Below are 2,527 nucleotides of genomic sequence, written 5' to 3'. Positions count from 1 at the left end.
GGGTATTCATAAAAGCCTGTTGATGCAGGAGCTTCCTAACCCTCAGCCGAAGGCATCGGGTTGATGTTGATGGGAGGCTCCAGCAGGAACTCCAGCAGAGGACGAATGGGCGCCCCCATGTCGCGCATAGAGGGCGCCCGCCCTGCAAGGTTGGCATCTGTCGGGAGGCCGTAGCCCATAGTGAATGGCGATTCCCGGCGGGGCTTTTCCTTGCGCTTCATCTTGTGCTCGACCGAGAACAGAATCTTGGCGCGGAACATCTCGAAGGACATGCTGCGCGTGAGCCTATTCAGGTCTTTCATTTGCCGGTTCATCGATTCGGTGAAGGCATTGGTGTTGCGCTGCCCGTTACCGAAGTAGGCGAAGATTTCCGCCTCCCAATTGCTCATTGCTGTGGTCAGTGGTGCCCACTGCGGACGCTCCTCCGGCGTTAGGCTGGAATGCCAGCGCCGGTATTCTTCTTTGGCGTCAGACTCATTTTCCAAATTCCAGATGTTCAGGAACTCCTCCTTGAGACGGTAGGCCGCGCCCAGCTCCGGGAATTGGTTGAGCCAGGTATCGACCACCATCCTGTTCATCGGGTTCAGGTCGTGCTCGCGCATTAGCATCAGCTTTCGGTCGCCCTTGAGCGCCCTGCGGCGATGCTGTGACAGCCCGGCCTTCAGGCTTTTCCTGATCTTCTCCATGGCTTCATTGGCCATGCGCTGAATGTGGAACTTGTCCACCACGATGGTGGCCTGTGGCATCAGTGCCTTTGTCACCTCGCGGTAGGGGTTCCACATGTCCATGCACACAATCTCAATGTCCTTGCGGTCTTTGAGACGCGACAGGTAGGCCGTCACCTGTGGCTTGGTGCGTGATTCCAGCAGGTCGATGATGGTCTCCTCCTCGATGTTGGTAAGCACGCAGCGATAGGTGCGCTGCAGGTACAGCTCATCAATGCCCAGCACGCGGGGTGCGGTAGGCTTGTAGCGGTCTTTCTGCGCCTCGAAGTGGTCGCGGAACAAGGTACGGATGACCGACTCATTCACACCCACTTCACGGCCCACGTCACTATTGGTGCGGCCCACCGTGGCCTTGATGATGTAGTCGGCCAGCCGCCGGGTCATCCGGTTGCTCTCGGCCATCTCCGGCAGCGCCGGGCTGAACGTGGTGTTGCAGGCCCGGCACATGAAGCGGCGGCGAACCAGCCAGAGCGTGACCCACCGCCCGTGCAGCGGCAGGTCACGGAACTTCACCTGCTTCTTGCCGAATCTGACCACCTCGCCGCACGTCCCGCAGTTAGGGCAAACCTCGGGGTCGGGATATTCCACCTGGAAGCTGTATTCGTTCTCTTCCTCATGGAAGCCCACTACCGTAGCTTTGAGCGGGTGCAAAAGCGTTTGCGGGATGGCCAGATCACTCACGCCAGTTTCCTCGAAGAGTCGCGGCGCAAGCGCTCGCTAAAAGCGCCAAGATGGCAGGCTACGCGCTTGTTCAGCGCATCCAACATGTCAGGCAGTCGCTCCATCGGGACATGCTGGGCAATGTCGAAGTAGTCATCCTTGGCAAAGCTCACAACAGATGCATCACCAGGAATCAGGCGGCAGTTCATTTGACCGATGGAATTGAAGGACACCAACATGCGCTGACTCATCAGCGCATGGGCCAAGATGGCCTGGAGTACTTCGGTCTGCACGCCATCAATGTGGTGGCGTGTTTTGCCTGCCTTGATCGCCTCGTAGTAGGCATTGAGGTAGTCGTCGGCTACCTCACGCATAACTTTCATGGACGGGGCGTCTGTCACGTCCAAAGCGGGCGCGGCTTCGAATTTCTGGTAACCCCCTGTCTTACGGATGGCTGGAAGAACTTCGTGGGTGATCCACCGCTTGAACCGCTTGGCCTCTTCCTTGCGGCTGGTCAGAATCAGGCTGTACAGGCCCGATTCGCTGACGATCATCACTTCCTGTGAGCCTCCAGGGGTGTAAACATTACTTACACCCTTTTCGTCATCATCCAGCCTTGACACTGCCATCCGTGGGTTGGTGTGTGCAAGTGCCGCGCACACATCAGCGGCAACAAACCAGATTTCGCCATCACGGTTGACCGTGCGAACTGGCAAGTGGTCAAAGTTGAAGGTCTGGTGCGGGGTGTCGTCAGTAGCGACGCCCTGAGGGAGCAGATTGGATTGAGCAGCCACGATGGCCTCCTAGAGATCGTTCAATTTCGCCTCCTGTTCAGAGAGGCGGCCGGGCGCTTGAACACCGCTCTAGGACGGCCCGCAGATTTCCCCCGAAGGGTCTTGTATAGCTGCGCGCCACCCGGCCATAAGCATGCATTGTCCCGCATTGGAAGGCAGCGCAAAACCTACGGACGTGAAAAAGCCGCTTTGACTTTCGGGAGCGGCTTCCGCCTAGAGAGGTGTGTTCAGCACCTGAGATGAACTCTAACGCCTTGCCCCATGACTGTCAACATCTTTTCTCGAAATCAAAAAGCAGTTGTAGCAACGGAGAGTCGGGAGACCATCAACAACCTTTTATGAATACCC

At 57.5% G+C, this 2,527-nt stretch carries 2 protein-coding genes; both read right to left on the bottom strand.

The window, feature by feature from the left end; genetic code table 11:
- Positions 1-35 precede the first annotated feature (35 nt).
- The gene (locus ABD104_RS30055; RefSeq protein ID WP_274112684.1) at positions 36-1,406 is read right to left on the bottom strand and encodes an ISL3 family transposase; all 1,371 of its coding nucleotides are present in this window, start codon (positions 1,404-1,406) and stop codon (positions 36-38) included.
- Positions 1,403-2,179, bottom strand: a complete 777-nt coding sequence (locus ABD104_RS30050) for a BRO-N domain-containing protein (RefSeq protein WP_274114620.1) — start codon at positions 2,177-2,179, stop codon at positions 1,403-1,405. The genes ABD104_RS30055 and ABD104_RS30050 overlap by 4 nt, the downstream gene beginning before the upstream one ends.
- Positions 2,180-2,527: the final 348 nt, after the last annotated feature.

The organism is Pigmentiphaga daeguensis, assembly GCF_039523035.1.
Taxonomy (GTDB): Bacteria; Pseudomonadota; Gammaproteobacteria; order Burkholderiales; family Burkholderiaceae_B; genus Pigmentiphaga; species Pigmentiphaga daeguensis.
Note: the sequence above shows the minus strand (reverse complement) of the source record. Positions and strands in the feature narration are given on the sequence as shown.